20 protein-coding genes and 1 other annotated feature are annotated in these 24,582 nt (G+C 43.7%); of the genes, 1 reads left to right on the top strand and 19 read right to left on the bottom strand.

The window, feature by feature from the left end:
* Positions 1-33 precede the first annotated feature (33 nt).
* Positions 34-2,724, bottom strand: coding sequence for a cation-translocating P-type ATPase (locus V7654_RS00800; protein ID WP_335427724.1), 2,691 nt, complete (start codon positions 2,722-2,724; stop codon positions 34-36).
* A 174-nt stretch (positions 2,725-2,898) separates the two neighbouring features.
* Here V7654_RS00800 and V7654_RS00805 point away from each other — a divergent pair, with 174 nt between their 5' ends.
* Positions 2,899-4,608 (top strand): Rqc2 family fibronectin-binding protein, encoded by a 1,710-nt coding sequence (locus V7654_RS00805; protein WP_335427727.1) that lies wholly within the window; start codon positions 2,899-2,901, stop codon positions 4,606-4,608.
* Between the two features lie 356 nt (positions 4,609-4,964).
* Here V7654_RS00805 and pyrE read toward each other — a convergent pair whose 3' ends face one another.
* The 18 genes from pyrE to V7654_RS00895 form a co-directional block, all read right to left on the bottom strand.
* Positions 4,965-5,603: an orotate phosphoribosyltransferase gene (pyrE, locus tag V7654_RS00810; RefSeq protein ID WP_335427729.1), complete on the bottom strand. Its 639-nt coding sequence runs from the start codon at positions 5,601-5,603 to the stop codon at positions 4,965-4,967.
* Positions 5,600-6,316 (bottom strand): orotidine-5'-phosphate decarboxylase, encoded by a 717-nt coding sequence (pyrF, locus tag V7654_RS00815; RefSeq protein ID WP_335427732.1) that lies wholly within the window; start codon positions 6,314-6,316, stop codon positions 5,600-5,602. Before pyrF ends, pyrE begins: the two co-directional genes overlap by 4 nt.
* Positions 6,288-7,229, bottom strand: a complete 942-nt coding sequence (locus V7654_RS00820) for a dihydroorotate dehydrogenase (protein WP_335427734.1) — start codon at positions 7,227-7,229, stop codon at positions 6,288-6,290. The genes pyrF and V7654_RS00820 overlap by 29 nt, the downstream gene beginning before the upstream one ends.
* Positions 7,226-7,999, bottom strand: a complete 774-nt coding sequence (locus tag V7654_RS00825; RefSeq protein ID WP_335427736.1) for a dihydroorotate dehydrogenase electron transfer subunit — start codon at positions 7,997-7,999, stop codon at positions 7,226-7,228. The genes V7654_RS00820 and V7654_RS00825 overlap by 4 nt, the downstream gene beginning before the upstream one ends.
* Positions 7,996-11,208 (bottom strand): carbamoyl-phosphate synthase large subunit, encoded by a 3,213-nt coding sequence (gene carB / locus V7654_RS00830; RefSeq protein WP_335427737.1) that lies wholly within the window; start codon positions 11,206-11,208, stop codon positions 7,996-7,998. The genes V7654_RS00825 and carB overlap by 4 nt, the downstream gene beginning before the upstream one ends.
* Positions 11,195-12,292 carry a carbamoyl phosphate synthase small subunit gene (locus tag V7654_RS00835; protein ID WP_335427739.1) on the bottom strand — a complete coding sequence of 366 codons (1,098 nt, stop codon included), beginning with the start codon at positions 12,290-12,292 and terminating at the stop codon, positions 11,195-11,197. The genes carB and V7654_RS00835 overlap by 14 nt, the downstream gene beginning before the upstream one ends.
* Positions 12,289-13,572, bottom strand: coding sequence for a dihydroorotase (locus V7654_RS00840; protein ID WP_335427741.1), 1,284 nt, complete (start codon positions 13,570-13,572; stop codon positions 12,289-12,291). The genes V7654_RS00835 and V7654_RS00840 overlap by 4 nt, the downstream gene beginning before the upstream one ends.
* Positions 13,535-14,476 (bottom strand): aspartate carbamoyltransferase catalytic subunit, encoded by a 942-nt coding sequence (locus V7654_RS00845; protein ID WP_335427743.1) that lies wholly within the window; start codon positions 14,474-14,476, stop codon positions 13,535-13,537. Before V7654_RS00845 ends, V7654_RS00840 begins: the two co-directional genes overlap by 38 nt.
* Before the next feature lie 180 nt (positions 14,477-14,656).
* Positions 14,657-15,976 carry a solute carrier family 23 protein gene (locus V7654_RS00850; protein WP_335427746.1) on the bottom strand — a complete coding sequence of 440 codons (1,320 nt, stop codon included), beginning with the start codon at positions 15,974-15,976 and terminating at the stop codon, positions 14,657-14,659.
* A 151-nt stretch (positions 15,977-16,127) separates the two neighbouring features.
* Positions 16,128-16,670: a bifunctional pyr operon transcriptional regulator/uracil phosphoribosyltransferase PyrR gene (gene pyrR, locus V7654_RS00855; protein WP_335427747.1), complete on the bottom strand. Its 543-nt coding sequence runs from the start codon at positions 16,668-16,670 to the stop codon at positions 16,128-16,130.
* A 213-nt stretch (positions 16,671-16,883) separates the two neighbouring features.
* The gene (locus V7654_RS00860; protein WP_335427750.1) at positions 16,884-17,795 is read right to left on the bottom strand and encodes an RluA family pseudouridine synthase; all 912 of its coding nucleotides are present in this window, start codon (positions 17,793-17,795) and stop codon (positions 16,884-16,886) included.
* Positions 17,767-18,258 carry a signal peptidase II gene (gene lspA / locus V7654_RS00865; protein ID WP_335427751.1) on the bottom strand — a complete coding sequence of 164 codons (492 nt, stop codon included), beginning with the start codon at positions 18,256-18,258 and terminating at the stop codon, positions 17,767-17,769. The genes V7654_RS00860 and lspA overlap by 29 nt, the downstream gene beginning before the upstream one ends.
* Positions 18,259-18,433: 175 nt before the next feature.
* Positions 18,434-18,721: a TraR/DksA family transcriptional regulator gene (locus tag V7654_RS00870; protein ID WP_335427753.1), complete on the bottom strand. Its 288-nt coding sequence runs from the start codon at positions 18,719-18,721 to the stop codon at positions 18,434-18,436.
* Positions 18,722-19,180: 459 nt separating this feature from the next.
* Positions 19,181-21,940: an isoleucine--tRNA ligase gene (ileS, locus tag V7654_RS00875; protein ID WP_335427755.1), complete on the bottom strand. Its 2,760-nt coding sequence runs from the start codon at positions 21,938-21,940 to the stop codon at positions 19,181-19,183.
* An 80-nt stretch (positions 21,941-22,020) separates the two neighbouring features.
* Positions 22,021-22,259: a binding site (T-box leader), on the bottom strand.
* Positions 22,260-22,308: 49 nt separating this feature from the next.
* On the bottom strand, positions 22,309-22,830 hold the full coding sequence (locus V7654_RS00880; RefSeq protein ID WP_207498500.1) for a DivIVA domain-containing protein: 522 nt from the start codon (positions 22,828-22,830) through the stop codon (positions 22,309-22,311).
* Between the two features lie 91 nt (positions 22,831-22,921).
* Positions 22,922-23,695 carry an RNA-binding protein gene (locus V7654_RS00885; protein WP_335427756.1) on the bottom strand — a complete coding sequence of 258 codons (774 nt, stop codon included), beginning with the start codon at positions 23,693-23,695 and terminating at the stop codon, positions 22,922-22,924.
* 179 nt (positions 23,696-23,874) lie between these two features.
* Complete coding sequence (locus tag V7654_RS00890) at positions 23,875-24,135, bottom strand: YggT family protein (RefSeq protein WP_335427758.1); 261 nt, start codon at positions 24,133-24,135, stop codon at positions 23,875-23,877.
* A 6-nt stretch (positions 24,136-24,141) separates the two neighbouring features.
* Positions 24,142-24,582 carry a cell division protein SepF gene (locus V7654_RS00895; RefSeq protein ID WP_335427759.1) on the bottom strand — a complete coding sequence of 147 codons (441 nt, stop codon included), beginning with the start codon at positions 24,580-24,582 and terminating at the stop codon, positions 24,142-24,144.

The following is a 24,582-nucleotide window of genomic DNA, read 5'->3' on the forward strand; positions in this document are numbered from 1 at the left end:
AAGGCAATAGAGCCTTCTCTATTACCTAACGGATTATATCATATTTCTTTTTGTTTTTCTTGCAAAAAATGTTCCGGCAAGCAAAAATGTAGGAACTGCAGATAATCCAATGATCAACAGCCAGTCAGCAGGCAGGATGGATACGGTATGGAAGATCGGCTGGAGCATTGGAGAGTAAATGACAGCAAGAACCATAACAAGTGAAGAAATTACCGCCCATACGAGATATTTATTGCCAAGTGGATTGCGGGCAAATACAGATTTTTCACTTCTGCAATCGAACACATGGATTAGCTGGGCCATAACAAGTGTTGCGAACGCAATTGTCTGGGCATAGGCCAGCTCTTCTGGATTTCTTCCGTAAACAACCATAAAAGCGATCAGCGTCACTAAACCGATTAAGAATCCTCTTGAAACCACTTTCCAGCCTAACCCCCGGGCAAATACCCCTTCTTTTGGATGGCGTGGCGAGCGCTTCATTACATCTTCTTCCGGCTGGTCCAAACCTAGTGCCATAGCAGGCAATCCGTCTGTCACAAGATTTACCCAAAGGATTTGAATCGGTACGAGCGGAAGCGGTAAGCCCAAAATCATCGCGAAAAGCATGACCAGAATCTCACCGACATTTGATGCAAGCAAATACCGGATGAACTTTCTAATATTTTCATAGATGTTTCGACCTTCTTTGATCGCAGCCTTTATGGTTGCAAAGTTATCATCGAGCAACACCAGAGATGATGCTTCTTTTGCTACATCTGTACCTGTGATCCCCATGGCTACTCCGATATCAGCAGCCTTAATCGCCGGGGCGTCATTGACCCCATCTCCTGTCATGGCAACAATATGTCCTCTATTCTGAAGAGCCTTAACGATTTTCAGCTTATGTTCTGGTGATACTCTCGCAAAAACGGAAACATCATCAACGATATCTTCAAGCTCGGTAACAGACATCTCGGTCAGTGTCTTGCCATCAATGACTTTACTGTCCTTAGTCAGAATTCCAAGCTGCTTTGCAATTGCTTTTGCAGTTATAACATGGTCCCCGGTAATCATCACCGTTTTAATTCCAGCATCACGGCATTCCTTTACCGCTTGTTTAACCTCTGGTCGCGGCGGATCAATCATTCCCTGCAAACCGATGAATGTCAGCCCTTTTTCAGCTTCATTTTCATGAAGGACCACGGTATTCTCAGAAATAGGCTTGAATGCGATTGCAATTGTCCTCAGAGCGTTTCCAGCGAGTTCATCAATCGCTGCCTGGACTTTGGACGTCAATTCCTTGGAAAGTAATTGCTGTCTTTGATCCCAAAGAATCGATTCACTCAAACCGATCAACACATCGGGAGCTCCTTTAACTACAGCGAACTTTCTTCCGTTTTTATCTTTAACAATCATACTCATCATTTTCCGCTTTGAATCAAATGGGAATTCATTAACAATTTCAAACTGATTCAGCAGGCTTGGTCTTCGATAGCCAGCTTTCATTGCTGCCACTAAAAGTGCACCCTCCGTAGGATCGCCATCGATGGCATATTCATCATCTTTCTCAATGATTTCAGAATGATTGCATAACATGCCAAATGTCAAAAGCTGCTGAAGTGATTTTTCAGACTGAGGATCAATGCTTCTTTCTTTGTAGAAGAATGAGCCTGTTGGTGAATATCCTACACCATCGACAGTCCAAGTTTTACCGCCGCTCCACAAATGTGTTACGGTCATTTTGTTTTGAGTCATCGTGCCTGTTTTATCGGAGCATATAACAGAAGCACAGCCAAGCGTTTCTACTGCAGGCAGTTTCCTGACAATGGCATTCTTCCTGATCATCCTCTGCACGCCAAGCGACAATGCAACAGTAACGATTGCCGGCAGGCCTTCTGGTATCGCAGCAACCGCCAAACTGACACCTGCAAGGAACATTGTGTATAAATCGTGCCCCTGAAGGACACCGATTCCTACCACTAATAAAGTAAGGAATAAAGCAGCAGTTATCAGTATTTTTCCCAGCTGTTCAAGTCTCCGCTGCAATGGAGTTTCCTGGATTTCAGCTGTCTGTAGAAGATCCGCGATTTGGCCCATTGCTGTTTTCATCCCTGTGGCTACAACAACGCCAGTACCGCTTCCCCTTGTAACCATCGTACCCATGAAAGCCATATTCTCCATATCACCCAGACCTGGATTAGGAATTCTTAATGGGCTTGTATTTTTTTGAACCGGAACGGATTCACCCGTCAGAGCTGATTCTTCTATCTCCAGACTCCATGACTCAATCAACCGGATATCTGCACCAATCCGGTCACCAGAGGTGAATTTTATTATGTCACCTGGCACAACATCCTTTGATGGGATTTTAACCCACCCGCCATCCCTTAAAGCGTGAACCTGCGGCGCAGACAATTCTTTAAGAGCATCGAGTGATTTTTCCGCTTTCCTTTCCTGAAAAAAACCTAAAATGCCATTCACAAGCACAATAGCAATAATCGCGATGGCATCAACCATTTCACCCAGAAGGCCAGAGATCAAGGTGGCCGCTAGCAATACAAGCACCATGAAATCCTTGAACTGGCTAAAGAATAATAATAGTGCTGATTGCTTTTCCCCTTCAGCTAATGCATTAGGCCCATGCTGCTCTCGTCTGCTTTTTACTTCCTTTTCATCCAATCCTTCTGTAAAATCTGTTCTTAAGGCGCTGGCAATTTCTTTTTCATTCATTTCATGGAACTTCATGGGGCCATCACACTTCCTCCTTCAAAATAGAACCTGTTTGTCCTCATATACAGAAATCATATTCAGCCCTGTCCTAAAAAATGCTAATATGGTAGGTAAGATAAATTAATAAAAGCTCAACCACTTTGTGAAACGGTGATGGAGCCAGACATATACAAAAAGGATGTATTGCCAATGTCATTTGATGGATTGTTTACAAGAGCTATAACGAATGAACTTTCTTCCCTTCTAAAAGGAGGGCGTATCAATAAAATCCACCAGCCTTATAAAAATGAAATTATCATGGCTGTCAGAGCGAACGGAGTGAACCATAAATTGCTGTTGTCTGCGCACCCGAGCTATGCAAGGGTCCAGCTTACAAATGAGCAATATGACAATCCAAATGAGCCGCCAATGTTCTGCATGTTATTGCGGAAGCATCTCGAAGGCTCCATTATCGAAGATATTAAGCAGGTCGGTCTTGACCGAATGATTATTTTTGAAGTAAAAGGAAGAAATGAACTCGGAGACATTTCTTACAAGCAGCTGATCGTAGAAATCATGGGCCGCCACAGCAATATAATCATTGTTGATAAAAACAGGAATGTTATCCTCGATAGCATCAAGCATATTTCCTTTGCGTTAAATACACACCGCGCAATCATGCCTGGGCAGGAATATATCATGCCTCCTCAACAGGATAAGTTGAATCCTTTGGAAGCAAATGTGGATAATGTGTTGAGATCGATTGATTTTAATTCAGGCAATCTTGATAAACAGCTTGTCTCGAGCTTTGCTGGAATCTCGCCTATTTTAGCTAGGGAGATAGTCTTCAAGACCGGCCTTGCAAACCGGTTGACACTTCCAAATACGTTTATCGATGTTATGAATGATATAAAGAATCATATTTACAAGCCTTCTATAACTTACGGAAATACGAAGGAAGCTTTTTATCTCCTTCCCCTCGAACATCTGAAAGGGGAAGTAAAAACTTACGATTCGTTAAGCAGTCTTCTTGATCGCTTTTATTTTGGCAAGGCAGAACGTGACCGGGTAAAACAGCAGGGGAATGATCTTGAACGTTTGATCATTAATGAAAAAGAGAAAAACGAGAAGAAAATTAAAAAACTTGAGTCTACTTTGGAGGATGCAAAGAAGGCTGAGCAATTTCAGTTATATGGTGAACTGCTGACTGCGAATATATTCATGGCTCAAAAAGGCATGAAGGAAATTTCAGTGGTGAATTATTATGATGAAGATGGGGCTTCCATTACCATCCCACTGGAGCCAAGGAAAACACCTTCTGAAAACGCACAAAAATATTTTACTAAATATCAAAAGGCCAAAAAATCGGTCAATATCGTTATGGAGCAAATAGAGCTTGCAAAGGCGGAGGCCGCTTATTTCGATACCCTTCTCCAGCAGGTAGAAGCAGCATCACCAAAGGATATCGAGGAAATAAGAGAAGAGCTTGTCGAAGGCGGTTACATCCGGGCACGTCAGAAAAAATCAAACAAAAACAAGCTAAATCAAAAGCCAGTGCTCGAGAAATATCAATCTTCAGACGGAACAGAAATTATTGTCGGCAAAAATAATAAGCAAAACGATTATTTAACCAATAAAGCAGCTGCTCGAGATGATATTTGGCTCCATACTAAAGATATCCCTGGATCGCACGTTGTCATCCGCAGCAAGGAGCCTGCTGAAGAAACCATTCTTGAAGCAGCACAGATTGCCGCTTATTTTAGCAAAGCACGTAATTCAAGCTCTGTGCCAGTAGACTTCACAAAGGTTCGCCATGTAAAAAAACCGGCTGGTGCCAAGCCAGGATTTGTGATTTATGACCAGCAACAGACTGTGTACGTCACACCTGATGAAGATATGATTTTGAAATTAAAACAGTAATATTTGCAAAACCCGCCTAGAAATAAGTTCAGGCGGGTTTTTGGCATTTTAAATATTGAATTTCGGATTATTTCTGGGTTTTTCAGAATATTATTTTCTTTTTCGGAATATAATCGTATTTTCCGGAATATAATCTTATTTTTTCGGAATAAACGTGAAAATTTCGGAATAAATGTGTTTTTTCAAAAGTCTGTTTTCGTATTCTTAGTTGCTTTTAATAAGTTGATTTAAACAATCCATTTAAAAACAACGATCTTTTAGAAAACAGCCTTTCAAAATCACCCGGTCGGTGATTTCCTGGTCCATTAGACAATAAATAAAAATGCAGCCCTTTTTTGGACTGCATTTCCTCATTTTTATCGTTTATTACTCGCTGCGCCCCACTCAGCAGGATTCTTTCGCCACTCTGCCAGGCTTTCCAAATTCTCTTTTGAGATTAGCCCTTTTTCCTCGGCTAAGTTTGAGAGAGTAGTAAAGTCAGTCAGGGAATAAGCTGTTATACCAGCTGACTCTAACTGTTGCTCACCTTTTTCAAGCTCATATGTAAAGATGGATACTACTCCAAGCACTTCACAGCCTGCTTCACGCAAAGCCTCAACTGCTTCGATTACGCTGCCGCCTGTTGAGATCAAGTCTTCGATAACAACAACCTTCTGTCCTGCAGTGACCCTGCCCTCTATCTGGTTGCCCTTGCCATGTCCTTTCGCTTTAGAACGTACATAGCTCATTGGGAGGTCCATGAGTTCACTGACCCATGCTGCATGTGGAATTCCCGCTGTTGCAGTTCCTGCGATTACTTCTGCTCCTGGAAAATTCGCTACTATTAGGTTTTTTAATCCCTCAGCTACTTTTCTTCGAACATCTGGGTATGTAAGGGTCAGACGGTTATCGCAATAGATTGGGGACTTTAAGCCAGACGACCATGTGAATGGAGCTTCAAGCTGTAGGCTAACGGCTTCAATTTCGAGCAATGCTCCTGCTATCTCTTTTTTCATTTATATACACCCTTCCATTCATTTTTGATAGTCAAATAGCTTTCAAGAGGATTAGCAGACCTTGTGATTGGCCTGCCGACGACAATCGCCGATATTCCCTGTTCTCTGGCAAACTCTGGAGTTGCGGCCCTCTTCTGGTCCTGCAGCTGACTGTCTGCTGGACGGATTCCAGGAGTTACCGTCAAAAATTGTGATCCTAACCGGCAATGAATCAATTGCGCCTCATGCGGAGAACAAACCACTCCATCAAGTCCAGAACTTTGAGCAAGTTTGGCATAGTTCATAACCGAATCCAACAAGGACACTCCAATCAGCTGTTCTTGGCTCACTTGAGCTTCTGACGTACTAGTGAGCTGGGTGACAGCAATACAATACGGCCGCTTTTTTCCGGCTGGAGTACCTGCTTCCAGTCCTTCTACTGCTGCAGCCATCATGGATGAGCCCCCTGCTGCATGCACGTTGACTAAATCGCATCCAAGCCCCCCCACTACCTTCATCGCACTTTTAACAGTGTTAGGTATGTCGTGAAGCTTTAAATCCAAGAATATCTTGTGATTCCGCAACTGCAATTCTTCAATGATCGCTGGTCCTTCTGAGTAGAACAGTTCCATTCCGACCTTCACAAAAAGCTGCTCGTTTTCAAATGGTTTAAGGAACTCCAGTACCTCAGTTTTATTTGGGAAATCAAGAGCGATAATAATCGAGTCTTTCATTCTTTTTCCAGCTCCTCCCTATTAATTCTAAAATATGGTCTACCCCAAGCCTTGTAAGGATTTCTGGCAACTCATCAATGATTTTCGGGCAAATAAACGGATCTACGAAATTTTGTGTTCCTACTGCTGCAGCACTTGCCCCTGCCAGGAAAAATTCGACTACATCCTCTGCAGACTGAATTCCTCCCATTCCGATAATTGGAATCGATACATGCTGGCTTACCTCGTAAATCATCCTGATCGCCACTGGTTTTACTGCAGGACCTGACAACCCGCCGGTCTTATTAGCTAGAATTGGCTGACCTGTCATCAAGTCAATCCTCATACCAAGCAATGTGTTAATCATTGTTAGCCCGTCAGCACCGCCATCTTCTACTGCTCTTGCAATTTTTACGATATCTGTGACATTTGGCGAAAGCTTCACATACACAGGGACCTCTGAAACGTTCTTTACTTTTTTGGTGAGTGCCTTGGCCATTTCCGGGTCAGTGCCAAATGCAATCCCGCCTGTTTTCACATTTGGACAAGAAATATTCAACTCAAGAGCTTTTACATTTGGAGCCTTTGAAAGTTTTTCAGCAACAGCTACATAATCATCTTCTGTCGATCCAGCAATGTTCGCGATAATTGGCACATTAAACTGCTCAAGCCAGGGTAATTCTTCATTAAAAACTTTTTCTAAACCAGGGTTTTGCAGGCCAATTGCATTCAGCATTCCACCGGAAGTTTCTGCTACCCTTGGTGTTGGATTGCCAAACCGCGGCTCTGGAGTAGTTGCTTTTACCATGATTGCCCCAAGCTTGCTTAGGTCATATAGCTGGCTGAATTCTTTGCCAAAACCAAAGCAGCCTGACGCAGGCATGATTGGATTTTTTAAATTCAAACCCGGCAATTGAATGGATAGTGAACTCATATTACAACCTCCCCTGCCGCGAATACCGGACCATCGCTGCATACTTTTTTATACGAGAAGCCATGTGGATCCTCTTTCGTATGGCAGACACAAGCGAAGCATGCCCCAATTCCGCAGCCCATACGTTCTTCTAGAGATAGATAGGTTTTAGGCGCATATACTCCCGGCTCAATTGCCCTCAGCATCGGAGTTGGGCCGCAGGCAAACACGATGTCTGCATGGATTTCTGAAAGAATATCGGTTACATAACCTTTCTTTCCATATGACCCGTCTACTGTCGCAACATAAACTTCCCCGTATTTCGCTAATTGCTTTTCGTAGAAAACATTACTTGCTGACTGGAATCCTATGATACTGATGACCGAGACACCGTTTTGTGCAAGCTGTTTAGCCAGTTCGAACATTGGAGGTACTCCAACTCCTCCTCCAACTAAGACTGCAGTGCCTCCCGACCTCGCCTCATTTACAGGGAATCCATTTCCTAATGGTCCAAGTACATCAACTTCTTCTCCAACTCTTTTTTCAGCAAGCAGGGATGTGCCCCTGCCCTGCTTGCGGTATATGATTGTGAATGATTTGCTTTCCTTATTGATTGCAGCAATGCTGATCGGCCTGCGAAGGAGCGGATCAAACCCATCCGCCACCTTCACATGGACAAATTGTCCCGGCTCTGACATCTCAGAAGTAATCTCACCTTTTAAAATTAGTTCATAGATACTTTCAGCAATTTGCCTGTTACTTACAACCATGCACTTTTCTTGCGTGATCATGAAAGGACACCTTCTTTAACCGCCTTCATAGGCGCTAGTGCTTCCGCTGAGAATGTCATCGATTCAATGACTTTGAGAATTGCTGCAGCTGTATCAAGTGAGGTTAAGCATGGCACACCATTTTCTACCGACTCACGGCGGATTCGGAAGCCATCCCTCTGAGGTTGTTTTCCTTTAGTCAGTGTATTGATGACAAACTGCGCTTCCCCACTGCGGATGACATCTAATAGGTTATGGCCTTCTGAACCAATCTTGCCAACCGTTTTAACACGTACCCCTGCATTTTCCAGATATTTCGCCGTTCCTTCTGTCGCCATCAATTGATAGCCGATATTCGCAAATCTTCTGGCAAGAGACAAGGCTTCCTCCTTATCCTTATCAGATACGGTCAACAGGACAGTGCCGAATTCCTGAATTTTCATTCCGGCAGCAATCATTCCTTTATAAAGAGCTTTTTCAAGCGTGGTATCTTTACCCATTACTTCGCCAGTCGATTTCATTTCAGGTCCAAGCGTAATATCAACGCGGCGCAGTTTTTCAAAAGAAAACACTGGCACCTTAACAAATACTCCGTCTTGTTCCGGCACTAGGCCTGAATCATATCCCTGCTCTTTTAGCTTTTGGCCAAGTATGACCTTTGTTGCGATTTTTGCCATTGGCACGTTCGTGATCTTGCTTAGGAATGGCACCGTGCGGCTTGAGCGTGGGTTTACCTCTAATACGTAAACTTCCTCATTTTTGATGACATACTGTATATTCAACAGTCCGACGATATTCAATCCCCTTGCAAGATCCATCGTGTAGGAAACCAGCTTTTGTTTCACACTCTCACTTAGACTTTGCGGAGGATAAACACCGATTGAATCCCCGGAATGGACTCCGGCTCTCTCAATATGCTCCATGATTCCAGGGATCAGCACTGTTTCGCCATCAGAAATCGCATCCACCTCTACCTCTTTGCCTGTCAGGTAACGGTCGATCAATACAGGATATTCCGGATTGATTTTTACAGCGTTCTTCATGTAATGCAGCAGCTCTGCTCCTTTGTAGACAATTTCCATTGCTCTGCCGCCGAGCACATAGGATGGGCGGACAAGCACCGGATAGCCAATTTCAGCAGCGATTTCCGCTGCTTCTTCAACAGACATTGCCGTTTTCCCCTTTGGCAGAGGGATGTTAAGGTCTGCAAGTGCATATTCAAATTTATCACGGTCCTCGGCACGATCAAGATCCTCAAGGCTCGTTCCAAGTATCTTTACGCCTCGCTCTACAAGCTTTGAAGCTAGATTGATAGCTGTTTGCCCGCCAAATTGGACAACCGCCCCGATTGGATTTTCCAGGTTGATGATATTCATAACATCCTCGATTGTCAGCGGTTCGAAATACAATTTATCCGAGATGCTGAAATCAGTGGATACTGTTTCCGGATTGTTATTTACAATGATCGCTTCGTAGCCGGCTTCCTTAATAGCTTTTACAGAATGGACAGTCGCATAGTCGAACTCGATGCCCTGGCCAATGCGAATCGGGCCAGACCCAAGAACAATTACGCTAGGTTTGTCGGTCACTGAAGACTCATTTTCTTCCTCGTATGTGCTATAAAAATATGGTGTTTCAGACTCGAATTCCGCAGCACAAGTATCTACCATTTTAAAGACAGGAATCAGTTCATTCTCCAAACGCCACTGATAAACTTCTTTTTCGTCTACTTCCCAAAGCTGGGAGATAACTTTATCTGAAAAACCTTTCTGTTTTGCTGTTCTGGCTGACTCAAGATTGAACCGATTTTGAGTAATTACCTGCTCAAAAGCTATTAATCTTTCTAATTTATGAAGGAAGAACAGGTCAATTTTGCTCCAGCTGTGCAAGGTTTCAATCGATATTCCTCTTCTGATTGCCTCTGCAAGGTAAAATAATCTTTCATCCCCAGCTTTGCGGATTCTTTTTTCCAGCAGTTCATCATTAATGTCGCTGCTATTTTTCAAAGAAAGATGGGTGACATCCGCTTCGAGGGATCGAATTGCCTTTAAAAGGGATTCTTCGAAATTACGGCCGATCGCCATAACTTCCCCAGTGGCTTTCATCTGCGTACCTAGTGTACGATTGGCAGACTCGAATTTATCAAATGGCCAGCGCGGGATTTTTGTGACCACATAGTCAAGCGCCGGCTCAAAGCAAGCGTAGGTTTTACCTGTAACCGGGTTCAGCATTTCATCCAGTGTCAACCCTACCGCGATTTTTGCCGCAAGCTTTGCGATTGGATAGCCAGTTGCTTTTGATGCAAGTGCTGATGACCGGCTGACGCGCGGATTCACTTCAATGACATAATAATTGAAGCTGTCTGGGTCGAGTGCCAGCTGGACGTTACAGCCCCCCTCAATTTTGAGGGCCCTAATGATTTTCAGGCTCGCATTACGCAGCAGCTGGTATTCCCGGTCACTTAACGTTTGGCTCGGCGCAACGACAATGGAGTCTCCTGTATGGACTCCGACAGGGTCAAAGTTCTCCATATTGCAGACAACAATGGCATTGTCATTGCTGTCGCGCATCACTTCATACTCAATTTCCTTGAATCCGGCAATGCTTTTTTCTAATAAACATTGACCTACTGGACTGTTCTTAATACCGCTAGTGACAATTTCAATCAATTCTTTTTCGTTGCTGCAGATTCCACCGCCAGTTCCGCCCATAGTGAACGCAGGGCGGACAATGACCGGATATCCGATTTTTTCTACAAAAGCATATGCCTCTTCAAGGTTATGGATGATGTCACTGTCAGGGACAGGCTGGCCTAACTCATTCATCAGGTTTCTGAATAGCTCTCTGTCCTCGGCCTGGTTGATCGCTTCAAGCTTTGTACCAAGTATTTCAACACCGCATTCTTCAAGCACTCCTGCCTTTGCCAGTTCAACCGCCAGATTCAGTCCAGTCTGCCCACCCAATGTTGGCAGGATGGCATCAGGGCGTTCCTTGCGGATGATTCTCGACACAAACTCGAGAGTAAGCGGCTCGATGTATACAACATCGGCAATCTCAGTATCAGTCATAATTGTCGCTGGATTGGAATTGACGAGGATGACCTTATATCCTTCTTCTCTCAAAGCGATGCACGCCTGAGTTCCTGCATAATCAAATTCTGCAGCCTGACCGATGATGATTGGTCCTGACCCGATTACTAAAATACTGTTTACATCTTTACGCTTTGGCATTTGCGACAGCCTCCCTTTTCTCTGCTTCTACGATGTCTAAAAATTGATTGAATAATCCGTTTGCATCTTCCGGTCCTGGGGATGCTTCTGGATGGTACTGAACCGTAAATGCCGCAGCATTTTTATGCGTTAGGCCTTCTATCGTTCCATCATTCAGGGCAATATGTGTCACTTTAAGCTCTGTCCCTAAAATTGAATCTTCTTTAACGGTATAGCCATGGTTCTGTGATGTCAGGGCAACTTTTCCGGTACTTAAATCTTTGACTGGGTGGTTTGATCCGCGATGACCGAATTTCATTTTTTCCGTGTCAGCTCCGCATGCCAGCGCGAATAGCTGATGACCCAGGCATATTCCGAACAGCGGTACTCTGCCAATCAAGCCCTTGATCATTTCGATTGCTTCTGGAACATCCTTGGGATCCCCAGGTCCATTAGAGAGCATGATGCCATCCGGACTTAGACTAAGAATTTCCTCAGCGGTTGTATTGTACGGAACGACAATCACATCACAATTCCGATCATTCAATTCTCTTAAAATGCCGTGCTTCAGGCCGAAGTCAACCAGGACAATTCGGTGCCCGCGGCCTGGGCTTGGATATGGAGTTTTTGTTGATACTTGCTTTACTTGATCGTTTGGAAGTGTCTTGCCTCTTAGTGATGCAATAATTTCTTCACGATTTTCTTCTATTCCACAAATCGTACCCTTTAATGTACCGTGCTGACGGATGATTTTTGTCAGTTTCCTTGTATCTATACCTGCGATTCCAGGGATATTTTTCATTTTCAGGTACGTATCGAGCGGCAATTCGGATCTCCAGTTTGAAGGGAATTCAGCATTTTCTTTTACTACGAGTCCGTGGACAGCCGGACTGATCGACTCAAAGTCGTCACGGTTAATTCCGTAATTTCCAATCAACGGGTACGTAAGGGTAACAATCTGTCCGCAGTAAGATGGATCTGACAGGATTTCCTGATAACCAGTCATGCCAGTGTTAAAAACAACCTCGCCTGCAGTCGATGCTTCACTCCCGAATCCTTCTCCAATAAATATCGTGCCATCCTCTAATATCAGCTGTTTCTTCATGCTGTCACACATCCTTTATCCCAGACTATTTTTCCTTCGGCAATCGTTAAAGTTGGCCATCCCTTACAGCTCCAGCCAGCAAATGGTGTGTTTTTTCCTTTTGATAAAAATTCATCTGGATTGATTTCTCTTGTTTCTTCAAGGTCAATCAATACTAAGTCCGCAGCAGCCCCGACCTTTATTTCACCGTAAGGCAGCCCGAAAGCAGCTGCAGGTTTTACCGTCAAAAAGTCGATTAGCTGTTTTAATGTAATGATCTTTGTTTCCACTAAGTGTGTATACAAGAGCGGGAATGCTGTTTCCAGTCCGACGATTCCGAACGGTGCCAGCTCCATGCCTTCTGCTTTCTCCTCGCTCGTATGCGGTGCATGGTCAGTGGCGATAAAATCAATCGTGCCATCGAGTAAGCCTTCAATTAATGCTTCATGGTCCGCCTTGCTTCTCAAAGGAGGATTCATTTTAAAATTAGCGTCGTTACCCGTAATATCTTCCTCATTTAAAAGCAAATGATGTGGCGTGACCTCCGCAGTGACTTTAATGCCATATCTCTTGGCATCTCTTACTGCTCTGACAGATTCCTTTGTGCTAATATGGCATACGTGGTAGTGGCATCCTGCTTTTTCAGCAAGCAGGATATCCCTTGCGATATGTACAGACTCACAAACCGAAGGAATTCCGTTGATTCCAAGCTCTGCAGATTTCTTCCCTTCGTGGAGCGAGCCTTTGTTTATTAATGTATTGTCTTCACAGTGCGCAACGATTGCCATGTCCAGCTTCGCTGCCTTTTTCATTGCCTCCAGCATCATTCCTGCTGACTGCACTCCTACTCCATCATCCGTTAAGGCGAATGCACCCGCGGCCTTCAATTCAGCAAAGTTAGTAAGTTCCTGTCCCAGTTCTCTTACCGTAATCGATGCATATGGCAGGACTCTGACTGAAGCTGTTTCCTTGATTTTTTCCTGCAGCCACTCCAGCTGGGCTTTTGAATCGGGAACGGGCCTTGTGTTTGGCATTGCAGCCAAAGTGGTGAACCCACCTTTTGCAGCAGAAAGCGTACCTGTAGCGATTGTTTCTTTCTTTTCGCCGCCCGGCTCTCTCAAATGGACGTGAAGATCGACAAATCCTGGTGCTATGAGCTTTCCTTCAGCATTGATAATCTGGTTGGCATTGGTTGTCAGGTTAACACCTATATGTGCTATTTTCCCGTCCTTTATTAAGATATCTATTGCTTCAAATCCGGTTTCAGTAAGCAATTTGCCATTTTTGATTAACATCGACATGTACGTTTCCCCCGTTCCTATTTTCGAGTGCTCGTTTTAAGACAGCCATTCTTACATAGACACCATTTTCCATTTGCTTAAAAATCCTTGATTTTTTGCTTTCAACCAATTCATCAGCGATTTCTACTCCGCGATTGACTGGAGCTGGATGAAGGATGATGCTTTCAGGCTTCATCTGTTTTTCTCTTTCAATCGTTAAACCGAACCTTTTATGGTAAGCTTCTTTTTCAAAAAGAACCATGCCATCATGTCGTTCATGCTGGACGCGAAGAAGCATTACTGCGTCTGCTTTCTGGATTGCCTCATCTGTCTCCATATAACTGCAGCCAGCAGGAAGCTCTCTTCCTACCCATTCTTCCGGTCCTGAAAAAATCACTTTGGCCCCCAGTCTTACAAGCGCATCAGCATTTGACCTTGCGACACGGCTGTGAAGAATATCGCCGATAATCGCCACCTTAAGGCCCGTGAACTTTCCAAACTCCTGCTGGATCGTCATTAAATCAAGCAATGATTGGGTTGGATGATGCCCTCTTCCGTCCCCGGCATTAATTATTGAAATGGAGATGCCCTTTTCCAGCTCATTGAAATAATTGTCTGCGCTATGCCTGATAACCAGGGCATCCAGGCCAATTGCTTCGAGCGTCCGGACCGTGTCATATAGTGTTTCACCCTTAAGGACACTTGACGTTTGAACCTCAAATGGTATCACTTCTAGACCAAGCTTCCGTTCTGCCATTTCGAAGCTCGATTTTGTCCTCGTGCTTGGCTCGAAAAACAAATTGCTGATAAATGTTTTCTCTCTTGGCTGCCATGCTCGCCCCTTTGAAAATTCACTCGCTGACATTAAGATGTCCTGGATCTCTTTTGTACTCAACTGTGAGGTGGTTAGCAGGTCTTTTTTCATTTTTAAAATCCTCCCGTTCAGCATTAACTCCCATAAAAAAACACCCTGTCATTTAGACAGGGTGTTTTGCATGAACTTGCCGGCATAAAACCAGTTAGAATTGGTTTTATGTGTAGTCGAATAAGCCGGTTCGCTCATAACACCCTTCTAAGCCTCTCTGGACTTTTTTAAAAGGCGATACTATGCTACATCGTTCTTTTTCTCAGTTTTTTTTTCCGCTTCAATTTCAAACATATCTTCTTCAATTTCCGGGCGGCCTGGCAGGATGATGTTCAACACTACTCCAATGATCGCTGCCAGCGCCATACCCTGGATTTGGAATTGCTCTGATACCTTTATGAATGCTCCGCCGATTCCGATAACAAGAATGACGGAAGAGATGATCAAGTTTCTCGTATTTCCAAAATCAATTTTGCTGTCGACCAGCATCCTTAGTCCAGATGAAGCGATGATTCCGAAAAGCAGGATGGATACGCCACCCATCACTGGTGTCGGGATTGAGCTGATTAGAGCCGTAATTTTACCGATGAATCCGAAAACAGTTGCGATAATCGCTGCTCCTAGCAGCACATAGACACTGTACACTCTTGTGATTGCCAGCACACCGATATTTTCACCATATGTTGTTTTTGGCGGTCCGCCGATCAATCCTGAGATCATTGTCGCCATTCCGTCTCCAAGAATGGAGCGGTGCAGGCCTGGTTCTTTGATATAGTCACGGCCGACTACCTTGCTTAGGACAAGCTGGTGGCCAATGTGTTCAGATAAAGTTACGATTGCTACAGGTACCATCAGGAGGATGATATCCAGGTTGATGCTTACTTTGTAATCTACAAACGGGAAGATGAAGTCAGGCATTTCAAACCAGCCAGCTTTTTGTACGATTGAGAAATCTACGATACCAATTGCTAGTGAGTAGACATAACCAACGATGATCCCTGCAAGGATTGGAACCATGCTCAGCATTCCTTTTGCGTATATTGAGAATATGATGGTTGCCGCAAGCGTTACAAGAGCAGCTGAAAAATGAAGCAGGCTGTATTCTGTTGTTCCAGGAGCGTTCATTGCCATGTTTACTGCTGTACCCGCTAGTGCAAGGCCAATGACGATGATGACTGGACCGACTACAACTGGCGGCAGTAATCGCATGATCCAGCGGTAGCCTGCCTTTTTGATTATCAAGGCAACGATTCCGTAAACAAGACCCGCAAGGAAGGTTCCAACCATCGCCGAGCCTGGTCCGCCACTTGCTTTCGCTGCGATGATCGGCGCGATAAAAGCGAATGAAGAGCCAAGGTAAGCTGGGACTTGGAACTTGGTGATAATCAGGAAGGCGATTGTTCCAAGTCCGCTTGAAATCAAGGCGATTGCCGGGCTTAAACCGACTAGATAAGGTACAAGGATTGTGGCGCCAAACATGGCGAATAAGTGCTGAAGGCTTAGTGTGAACCATTGAATGGGTGCTGGTCTGTCTTGGATATCGAGTATTGGTTTGTTCATTGTTATTTCCCCTCTCATTTAAAACACTTTTCAAACAAAAAAACCTCTTTGCCAGAAGGTGCAAAGAGGGTATGGGTAAGAAACCCGCACAAAGCTAACAGCCTGTGCTCCCCCTTTTCAGCCTCTCTGGACTGTATTAAAAGGGCACTATTTATTTTTCGTAAATGCTTACGCGTTCTTCTTCATCCACTTCCAGCAGTTCGACAACGATTTTTTCTGAGCTGGAAGTCGGAATGTTTTTTCCAACAAAGTCTGCTCTGATCGGCAGTTCCCTATGTCCTCGGTCCACAAGCACCGCAAGCTGGATTGTTGCAGGGCGGCCAATGTCGATCAATGCATCCATTGCAGCGCGGACTGTCCTGCCTGTATACAGTACATCATCCACAAGAATAACCTTCTTATTCCCAATTTCAACCGGGATGTCAGAACCTCTTACTTCTGGTTCAAGGTCATTTGTCTTTTTCGTCAGGTCATCGCGATAAAGCGTGATGTCCAGTTCTCCGACCGGCATTTCTGCTCCTTCAATCTCGCGGATTCTATCTGCCAGCCTTTTCGCAATATAAATCCCTCTAGTGCGAATACCAACAAGGACACAATCTTCAATTCCCTTGTTCCTTTCAATGATCTCATGGGCTATTCTCGTTAGTGCTCTTCTTATTCCCTGATTGTCCAACACAACTGCTTTTTCAGTCATTTGTTTTCACTCCTTCTCTCTTTACGATTGAAAACGGATCTAAAAACCAAAAACCCTCCTGCCTGAACAGGCAAGAGGGTAAACGACGTTGTAAGTATGCAGCAGAACATACAATGATGCCTGTTGCAAATCCGTTTCCTTCTCAGCCTCACGGGACTGTCTTTTAAAGGACTTATTAAACTATAGTCATCTTAAGATACTTGTAGAACTTTGTCAATGATTTTCTCTTATATCATTTAAAAGCTCTTCGAAATAAGCTGGCAGCGGGGCCTCAAATTCGATGTACTCACCGGTTCTTGGGTGATTAAAGCCAAGGAGTCCAGCATGAAGAGCCTGTCCCCCGATATCAAGAGTCTTTTTCGGTCCGTATTTTGGGTCTCCAGCAAGCGGATATCCAATATATTTCATATGGACGCGGATTTGGTGCGTACGGCCAGTCTCAAGCTGGCATTCCACAAACGTGAAATCGTTGAAACGCTCAAGTACATTAAAATGAGTAACGGCATGCTTACCATTATCAACAACCGTCATACTTTGGCGGTCTTTCGTATCCCGTCCAAGCGGAGCGTCGATCGTGCCAAAATCATGCTGTATGTTACCATGTACGAGTGCCTTGTATTTTCTGGTTACAGTCTTGGCAACAAGCTGGTTCACGAGGCTTTCATGAGCTAAATCATTTTTGGCAACCATAAGCAAACCTGAAGTATCTTTATCAATTCTGTGGACAATACCCGGACGGAGGACGCCATTAATCCCAGATAAATCCTTGCAGTGTGCCATCAGGCCGTTAACTAGTGTTCCTGTCAAATGCCCTGGAGCAGGGTGAACGACCATTCCCTTAGGTTTGTTCACAACAAGGACATCTTGATCCTCATAAAAAATCTCTAGATTCATTTCTTCCGGTACGACATCCAACGCTTCTGGTTCAGGAATGCTGATTACAAGCCTGTCTTCAAAGCTGCATTTATAATTTGTTTTTACCGGAGCACCGTTAACAAGGACATTGCCATCCTTGATCCATTGCTGCACCTGGCTTCTTGACCATTCAGGATCAAGTGTTGATACAACTTTATCTATTCTGTCACCAGCCTGGATATCACTGATGATGTGTTCCATTTTCTCCATATGCTTTTCTTTTCGCCTCTCTCTCTTCCCTGATCATATCAATCATCAGCAAACCTACGCCAATAACAAGTGCAGAATCAGCTATATTGAAAATAGGGAAATCGTACCCGAAAATATAGGTATTGATAAAATCAACAACTTCTTTTCGGAACAGCCTGTCTAGAAAGTTCCCAATCGCTCCCCCCAGCATGAAGCCAAGCGAAACACCAAGCAAGATCTTTCCTTTAGCCGCTTTCTGAATATAAATGACAAGGCCAACAATTACAACGATGGTTATAACATAAAAAAACCACATTTGCCCCTGCAGGATTCCCCATGCTGCACCACGATTGCGGTGAGAGGTGATGTAAAAAAAGTTTTCAATAACCTGGATGCTATCACCAAGTTCCATGTTTTTAACGATCATCCATTTTGTCAGCTGGTCAAGCACAATAACAAAAAGTGCAATTATGTAATAAAACACAAAGGTAACCTCCACATTCACAGCAATTCATTTACCTTTGCATTTTAGCACATATAAGACAAAAACGACAGATATTCTCTAGGACTGGTCATGATTATGGGTGTTAACTAATCCTAAATTCACATTTATTAGAGCTACAGTACGAAACCATCCTCATATATGGAGGCGGATGTTTTTAAGAATATAGCGGCTTGCGGCAATATTGTTCCAACTGGGCAATTTCATATGAAGATTTTGCTGTTGGTATACTTTGCAAAATCTCTGGTGGCAAAATCTCACCGGATATCTCACATTTTCCATACTCACCATTTTCAATTTTCTGGAGCGCCGAATCGATATCATCAAGTTCAGCATTGATATACTGCAAGATCCTTTCATTGGTGTTATCAGAATTCAGGTACGCTAACAGTTCTGTTTTCGTTTCACGGAGTTCATTGTAAATGTAATCAAGATTACCTTCCATATATCTGCCCCCGTTCCTGTTTACAGCTATTATTTCCCCACGCATAATGCTGACTCAGAAAAACTTTTTACATGTACTGCAGGAATTCCCGAAGGTGGAAGATATTTGTTTGTTCAAGGTTTTATAAAAATTGGCGAGTGTTTTGACTTAGGGTTTTATGCCTTTTTTTGTGAGTTGGTTTAGTTTTTATTTACCTTTTTCATTTAGAGATACCATTTCTGACGGCTTTGTTTAACTTGTCTGTTGATTTCCGCTCCAGGCACTCGCTTTCCCGCTGGAGTCGAGTGCCCTCCACTCCAAAGAACAGGGGCAAAAAAAAAATCAACATTGACCTCTAACAAAGCCTTTCTGACAATGGCAAGACCTCTTTATTTACCCTAATCCACATGCGTGTCAATTCGCGTGAAATAAAGACATTCGTAAAAAAAAAATCCGGGCAAGCCCGGAGTTTTAGTCATTCTAATAATTTTCTTTTACTACAGCTGCACATCGTGGGCATAGTGTTGGATGATCCTCAACCTGGCCTACTTCAGGAGTGACAACCCAGCATCTTTCACATGTTTCACCTTCAGCTTTAGTTACAGCGATAGCTGCATTTTCAAGCTTAATTGCGTTCTCGGGTGCTTGGTCGTAGCTGCCTGCCACTTCAAAACCTGAAACGATGAATAGCTGGCTCAGATTTTCAGAAATGGAGTCTAGAAGCTCTTTAGTGTTGTCATTTACATATAAAGAAACCTTTGCTGTCAATGACTTGCCGATTACTTTTTCATTCCTTGCTTCTTCAAGTGCCTTGAGGACATCATCACGAAGCTTCATGAATGAATTCCACTTTGTTTCAAGTGCCTCTGCATTCGGAATTTCTTTATATTCTGGCATATCGGTCAGTTGGACGCTTTCTTCCTTGGCAGAAGGAATGAATGCCCAAACCTCATCCGCTGTATGCGAAAGAATTGGTGCAGTCAGCTTAACCAGTGCAAGCAAGCTCTCGTGCAATACAGTCTGGATTGCGCGTCGCTCAGTGTTATCAGCGGCTTCAATGTAAAGTACATCCTTAGCGAAATCCAAATAGAAAGCACTTAAGTCTAGTGTACAGAAATTGTTCACCGCATGGTAAACGCCTGCAAACTCATAGTTATCATAAGCATTCCGTACATATTTAATTAATTTATTAAGCTTAACCAGCATAAACTGGTCCACTTCGCGAAGCTGCTCAAACGGAACCGCATCTGTTTCAGGGTTGAAATCAGACAAATTGCCAAGCAAGAATCTGAAAGTATTCCGGATTTTTCTGTACACTTCAGCAACCTGTTTAAGGATTGCATCAGATACACGAACGTCTGACTGATAGTCTACAGAAGCAACCCATAAGCGAAGAATATCTGCACCAAGCTGGTTCATGACCTTTGCAGGCACTACGACGTTTCCGATGGATTTACTCATTTTGCGTCCTTCGCCATCAAGAGCAAAACCATGGCTCAAGACTCCCTTGTATGGCGCCTTGCCAGTTACCGCTACAGCTGTGGAAAGTGATGAATTAAACCAGCCGCGATATTGGTCAGAGCCTTCAAGATAAAGGTCTGCCGGACGCTGGAGGTCATCTCGCTCTAAAAGCACTGCCTGATGTGAAGAACCGGAATCAAACCAAACATCCATGATGTCTGTTTCCTTTGTGAAAGTTCCGTTAGGGCTTCCAGGATGGCTGAATCCTGCAGGCAAGAGGTCCTTTGCATCCTTTTCAAACCAGATATTCGATCCTTGCTCACGGAAAAGATTCGAGACATGGTCGATCGTTTCGTCCGTGATGATCGCTTCACCATTTTCTGCATAGAAAACAGGAATTGGTACACCCCATGCACGTTGTCTTGAGATACACCAGTCACCGCGGTCGCGGACCATATTGAATAATCTTGTCTCTCCCCATGCTGGAACCCATTTCGTTTCCTCAACAGCCTGAAGCAGTTCATTGCGGAAATCTTTGATGGAAGCGAACCACTGAGCTGTCGCACGGAAGATTACTGGCTTTTTCGTTCTCCAGTCATGCGGATAAGAGTGTTTGATAAAAGAAAGTTTTAGCAACGCGCCAACTTCTTCAAGCTTTTCTGTGATTGGCTTGTTCGCTTCATCATAAAATAATCCTTCGAAGCCTTCAGCTTCAGCAGTCATAACACCCTTATCATCTACAGGGCATAGAACCTCTAGACCATACTTTTGACCAACATAGAAGTCATCCTCCCCGTGGCCTGGAGCAGTGTGTACGCATCCCGTACCAGCATCTGTCGTGACGTGCTCACCAAGCATAACGAGTGAGTCTCGATCATATAAAGGATGGCTTGCAAGAATGCCTTCAAGCTCTTTACCGGCAACCTTTTTAACGATTACTGGGTTTTCCCAGCCTATTTCATTCGAAACTGCTTCAAGCAATGCTTCAGCAACAAGGAACTTTCTTTCGTTTGCTTCAACTACAACGTATGAAAGTTCTGGGTGGACAGAAATTCCCAGGTTTGCTGGAATTGTCCATGGTGTTGTTGTCCAGATGACAATTTCCGTCTCCTGGTCAAGAACACCCTTTCCATCCTTTACTTTAAAGCCAACATAGATGGATGCAGAACGCTTATCCTGGTACTCGATTTCAGCTTCAGCCAAAGCAGATTCACTAGAAGGTGACCAGTAAACAGGTTTCTTGCCTTTATAGATATAGCCTTTTTTTGCCATCTCACCGAAGACCTTGATCTGTTGTGCTTCATATTCAGGCTTTAATGTGATGTATGGATTTTCCCAGTCGCCCCTTACACCAAGGCGCTTAAATTGCTCGCGCTGGTTGTCGACCTGCTGGTAGGCATACTCTTCACAGAGCTTCCTGAATTCAGCGACAGTCATTTCTTTACGCTTTACACCTTTGTTGGTAAGCGCCTGTTCAATTGGTAAACCATGTGTATCCCATCCAGGTACATATGGTGAACAAAAACCGCTCATTGACTTGTAACGTACGATGAAATCTTTAAGAATTTTATTCAATGCATGGCCCATATGGATGTCTCCGTTTGCGTACGGAGGGCCATCATGCAGGATGAACAGCGGACGGTCTGCGGTGTGTTTCTGCACTTTTTCGTAAATATTCATTTCTTCCCATTTTGCCTGGATTTCCGGTTCCCTGTTCGGAAGGTTTCCGCGCATTGGAAATTCGGTCTTCGGCATAAGCAAAGTATCTTTGTACTCCATTAAATTAATCCTCCCTATTCTTTACCCTGGCAATCATGATAGCGATGTTTAAGGAAAATAAAAAAACCTCCTCATCCCTGAAAAGGGACGAGAAGGTTTATTCCCGCGGTACCACCCTAAATAGACAAGAATGAATCATTCTGTCCTCTTAGCATTCTTAACGCGAATGTCACGCCTGCGCTTACTTATTCAAATCGAATGTTCAGCTCGGAACTAAAGGGTGATTTTCAGGCTACTCGCTCGCAATGGGCTTCCACCTTCCCCATTTCGCTTTTAGCAAGCATTTGAACAGCCATACTGTCCCTATCATCGTTTCTTTCATGTATTGCACTTTGTTATGAAATTATATGCGAAATGACCCGCTTGCGTCAAGCCAGTGAATCTTCTTCTTCTCTCTGTGCAGTCTTTAATTCAGTTGAATCAAGTTCGTATTCCAGCAAGTGGTCCCAGTCATCTGTGTTCAGCATATCAAGCTGCGCTTCGATCAACATCTTGAACCTGGTCCGGAATACCTTTGACTGCTTCTTCAATTCCTCAATTTCCAAGGCGATTTTACGTGCTTTGGATAGTGATTCATTGATGATCCTGTCAGCATTCTTTTCTGCTTCCTTAATGATCAGCTTTGCCTCTTTTTGCGCGTTGCGGCGAACTTCTTCTCCGGCTTCCTGGGCAATTACGATTGATTTATTGAGGGTTTCTTCAATATTCGTAAAATGGCCAAGCCTGGAATTCATTTCGTTGAGCCTTTCTTCAAGCTCTTTTTTCTCACGGATAATTAGCTCATAGTCCTTGATGACCTGATCAAGAAACTCATTTACTTCATCTTCATCATACCCGCGAAAACCCTTGTTGAATTCTTTGTTGTGTATATCTAACGGCGTTAAAGGCATGACGCCACCTCCCATTAAGTTATAATCCTATATGTACTTAAAGCTATGATTCGACAAAAAAACTAAATATCCTTCTTCTATTACTATATAATTATTTTTTCCTTCCGGCAATAACTCGATATTTATCTTTTTTCGTTTTGCCTTCTATACTGATAATTTTCGCACGGCCAAATCCGCGCGCAGATAGGATGTCGCCTTCACCACATTCAAAGGCCGTGTTTTCAATAGCCGTCCAGTTGACTTTCACATGGCCATGCTGGATCAGCATCTGGGATTTTTGCCTCGAAAGATTAAAGAGCGATGACATGACTGTGTCTAGCCTTAAGGAAGATACTGTTTCGTTCATTTCATTCCATTCGTCATCAATTGCCACTGCCTGCTCGAGCGGAAGCTCAGTCAGGTTGATTGATGCCCTTCCAATCGACTCAAGCTGCAGACGTATGTATTCAGCTATTTCTGTAGCGGCAAAAAATTGAACATTTTCACCTTCAATCAGGATATCGCCAAATTTCCCCCGCTTAAGGCCAAGAGACATTAAGCTTCCAAGCACCTGCCTATGTTCTATGTTTATGAATTTCTTTGCATATTCGATTCCAAAAAGCTTTACTTGAAAATCCGCGCTCTGGACTTCCAAATATTCTGGAAAAAGTAAAGCCCGCTTTCTTTCCGCGCATGCCGCTCCGCCAAAAAGCTCCCATTTCACCTCAGGATGCTTACCGATTATTGTAGCCAGGATCTGCTGTTCCCTAGGATCTAAAAAATCGGTCAGCTTAGGAGCATAACTCTGTTCCACATATTCTTTCCAGTTGATCACCTGGTCGATAAATTCCCGCTCTTCCGGACGGAAATGCTGGTATATATTCATTTCGATCTCCTTTTATATCAATAACATAAAGTTGCACTTACAATGGCTCCTGTCACATAACTGATGAATTTTGGCCACCCGTATTGTTATCAAAAACAGCTTAATAGAAAATAAACAGGGTCTGATTCAGACCCTGTAATAATGGTTACTATAAAAAAATTCGCAATCACAACCAGTTGTTAAAACCAATTTGCAAGCTGATATAAACCAGAAACTGCAAACTTTAAAACAAGGAATGCTACAATCGGAGAAATATCGATCATCCCGATTGAAGGGACAATCCTGCGAAACGGCTCAAGAAATGGCTCACAAATTCGGGCTAAAAACTGGCCAATCGCAGTCTCTCTTGCATTAGGGAACCATGACATGAAAATATAGATAATCAATGCCCACTGGTAAAGACTTATTAATTGAGCTACAATACCAACTACTACATCCATTTATTCCTACCACCTCGACTCTTGAATATCCCGCTCCTGCATCAGTTCAGAAATATTCCCTGTCACTTCCACATTATCCGGGGTACATAAAAAGATATTCATGCCAATACGCTGAATATCACCGCTGATCGCATAGACTGTTCCGCTAAGGAAATCCACAATCCGCTTAGCCTGATCGTGGTCAATCCGCTGAAGGTTAACAACTACGGCTCGGCGATTTTTCAGGTGATCAGCGATTTCCTGAGCCTCTGCATACATCCTAGGCTCCATCAGGATTACTTTAGATGATTTTTGTACACTCTGGAGGCTTACAACATTCTGCTTTTGCTGAGCCGGCTGCTTGCTTGGCTTAAATGGCTCAGCTTCCTCTTCGAGCATTTCCTCATCATTATAGTCATATTCATCTTCCAGGAAAAAAAATGTCTTAATTTTTGATTTTAAGCTCAT

The organism is Bacillus sp. JJ1609 (assembly GCF_036967045.1).
Taxonomy (GTDB): domain Bacteria; phylum Bacillota; class Bacilli; order Bacillales; family Cytobacillaceae; genus Mesobacillus.

Excerpts from the sequence above, each read along its gene's own strand:
- V7654_RS00800 (WP_335427724.1), bottom strand. The coding sequence starts at position 2,724 with ATGAAGTTCCATGAAATGAATGAAAAAGAAATTGCCAGCGCCTTAAGA.
- V7654_RS00805 (WP_335427727.1), top strand. The coding sequence starts at position 2,899 with ATGTCATTTGATGGATTGTTTACAAGAGCTATAACGAATGAACTTTCT.
- pyrE (WP_335427729.1), bottom strand. The coding sequence starts at position 5,603 with ATGAAAAAAGAGATAGCAGGAGCATTGCTCGAAATTGAAGCCGTTAGC.
- pyrF (WP_335427732.1), bottom strand. The coding sequence starts at position 6,316 with ATGAAAGACTCGATTATTATCGCTCTTGATTTCCCAAATAAAACTGAG.
- V7654_RS00820 (WP_335427734.1), bottom strand. The coding sequence starts at position 7,229 with ATGAGTTCACTATCCATTCAATTGCCGGGTTTGAATTTAAAAAATCCA.
- V7654_RS00825 (WP_335427736.1), bottom strand. The coding sequence starts at position 7,999 with ATGATCACGCAAGAAAAGTGCATGGTTGTAAGTAACAGGCAAATTGCT.
- carB (WP_335427737.1), bottom strand. The coding sequence starts at position 11,208 with ATGCCAAAGCGTAAAGATGTAAACAGTATTTTAGTAATCGGGTCAGGA.
- V7654_RS00835 (WP_335427739.1), bottom strand. The coding sequence starts at position 12,292 with ATGAAGAAACAGCTGATATTAGAGGATGGCACGATATTTATTGGAGAA.
- V7654_RS00840 (WP_335427741.1), bottom strand. The coding sequence starts at position 13,572 with ATGTCGATGTTAATCAAAAATGGCAAATTGCTTACTGAAACCGGATTT.
- V7654_RS00845 (WP_335427743.1), bottom strand. The coding sequence starts at position 14,476 with ATGAAAAAAGACCTGCTAACCACCTCACAGTTGAGTACAAAAGAGATC.
- V7654_RS00850 (WP_335427746.1), bottom strand. The coding sequence starts at position 15,976 with ATGAACAAACCAATACTCGATATCCAAGACAGACCAGCACCCATTCAA.
- pyrR (WP_335427747.1), bottom strand. The coding sequence starts at position 16,670 with ATGACTGAAAAAGCAGTTGTGTTGGACAATCAGGGAATAAGAAGAGCA.
- V7654_RS00860 (WP_335427750.1), bottom strand. The coding sequence starts at position 17,795 with ATGGAGAAAATGGAACACATCATCAGTGATATCCAGGCTGGTGACAGA.
- V7654_RS00870 (WP_335427753.1), bottom strand. The coding sequence starts at position 18,721 with ATGGAAGGTAATCTTGATTACATTTACAATGAACTCCGTGAAACGAAA.
- ileS (WP_335427755.1), bottom strand. The coding sequence starts at position 21,940 with ATGGAGTACAAAGATACTTTGCTTATGCCGAAGACCGAATTTCCAATG.
- V7654_RS00880 (WP_207498500.1), bottom strand. The coding sequence starts at position 22,830 with ATGCCTTTAACGCCGTTAGATATACACAACAAAGAATTCAACAAGGGT.
- V7654_RS00885 (WP_335427756.1), bottom strand. The coding sequence starts at position 23,695 with ATGAATATATACCAGCATTTCCGTCCGGAAGAGCGGGAATTTATCGAC.
- V7654_RS00890 (WP_335427758.1), bottom strand. The coding sequence starts at position 24,135 with ATGGATGTAGTAGTTGGTATTGTAGCTCAATTAATAAGTCTTTACCAG.
- V7654_RS00895 (WP_335427759.1), bottom strand. The coding sequence starts at position 24,582 with ATGAGCTTAAAATCAAAAATTAAGACATTTTTTTTCCTGGAAGATGAA.